This is a genomic window from Aquabacterium sp. UBA2148 (genome assembly GCF_002328915.1).
GTDB classification, from domain to species: domain Bacteria; phylum Pseudomonadota; class Gammaproteobacteria; order Burkholderiales; family Burkholderiaceae_C; genus Aquabacterium; species Aquabacterium parvum.
The window spans coordinates 19696-21220 of record NZ_DCXA01000309.1 but is presented as its reverse complement, the minus strand read 5'-3'; the positions used below and the strand labels follow the sequence as shown (position 1 = coordinate 21220).

Genomic DNA, 1525 nt, shown 5'->3' with positions numbered 1-1525 from the left:
GGCGTCCACCAGGTCGAGCCGACGCCCGCTGATGCCTTCGACACGGTCTTGCACGCACACGCGCTCACACGTCCATCGCCAATGGATGCGGGGGATGACGATGTCGGGCGCATCGCGAAAGTTGGCGGCGATGCGGTCCGACTGACGGCCCTCGTTGGCCAGGTCGAGCTCGCGATGCAGCGAGCGGGCGAACTGGCGCACCATCTCGCGCGGCTGGAAGGCGCGCAGCTCGGGGTGATCGGCCTCCAGCGAGGTGGCCAGCCTGGCCAGCCAGCGCAGGTCGGCTTCGACCTTGGGCTTGATGCCGGGGCGGCGAACCTTGACGATGACCTCGGTGCCGTCATCAAGCCGGGCGGCGTGCACCTGGGCGATGGAGCCGGCGGCCAGCGGCTCGGGCTCGAAGCGCGTGAACACCGCATCAGGCGGCGCACCCAGGTCTTCGGTGAGCTGGGCCAGCACATCGGGCCAGTGGCTGGGCGGGGTGTTGTCCTGCAGCTGGCCGAACTGCTCGATCCACTCGGGCTCGAACTGGTCCACGCGCGTGGACAAGATCTGGCCGAGCTTGACGAAGGTGGTGCCGAGCTCTTCGAGCGCGCGCCGCACGCGCTGGGGCGGCGGCATGTGGGCGTAGGCCTGGGCGTCGTCCCAGTGCAGGGCGTGGCCGGCTTTTTCCAGCAGGTCGGCCATGCCCATGCGACGCACCACGTCGCCAAAGCCGTGGCGGATCAGCACGGAGGCGATCTCCTGCAGGCGGCCGAGGTCTCGAACGGATGTCAGGGCCTCCAGCAACATCGCACTCCTCGGTGGGCGGGTTCTCGGGTCTTGGCGGGGCAGGGGTTCATCGTAGACGAAGCCGATCGGGCCAGGCCGCTGCGAGGGCGCGAGCCGTGCGTGGATCCGCCGACGGTTGTGGTCAGATTGATCTGGATCAGGCCTGCCGCCACCATCTGAAAAATGGCGTGGTTTTCCAGCGGTTCGCTGACATTTGCTGACAAGGTGCCCACTTTCAGGGGGGGCGGTTTGCGTGGCGTCCTTCGTATAGTTGTTGACGCAAACCACGGTTGCGTCAGCGGTTCACGCCCGGAACGCAACCGGGTGCCAAAAGAGGGTGGAGAGAAAAAATCGAGGGACGCAGATCCCGTTCAGGCAAGGTCGATCAGCGCGAGCTGGTCGGCCTTTTTTTTCGCCTGTGCGGTCGATCTGGTCCCAGGCCATCGGGCGGGCTCAACGCCAGCTGGCGCTGCGCTTTTCCAGGAAGGCGTTGACGCCTTCGCGCTGGTTGGCCCCATCGAACAGGCGCATGAAGGCTTCGCGCTCGGCAGCGAGGGCTGCGCCACGCGGCACGCCGGCGCGGGCCTGGTGCACCAGCGCCTTGCACGCGCGCACGCTGTCCGGGCTTTGCTTGCCCACGCGCTGGGCGATGGCCTGGGCCTTGGCCAGGGCCTCGCCCTGCTCCACCACCTCTTCCACCAGGCCGATGCGCAGGGCCGTGGCGGCGTCCACGCGCTCGCCCGTCAGGATCATG

2 protein-coding genes are annotated in these 1525 nt (G+C 68.0%); both read right to left on the bottom strand.

Going from position 1 to position 1525, the window contains the following annotated elements; translation table 11 throughout:
• Positions 1-792 (bottom strand): ABC1 kinase family protein (locus B2W70_RS17045; protein ID WP_286747619.1); only part of this gene is annotated, 792 nt, incomplete at its 3' end.
• A 432-nt stretch (positions 793-1224) separates the two neighbouring features.
• The coding region (locus B2W70_RS17040) for an enoyl-CoA hydratase-related protein (protein ID WP_286747617.1) at positions 1225-1525 on the bottom strand (301 nt) is incomplete at its 5' end.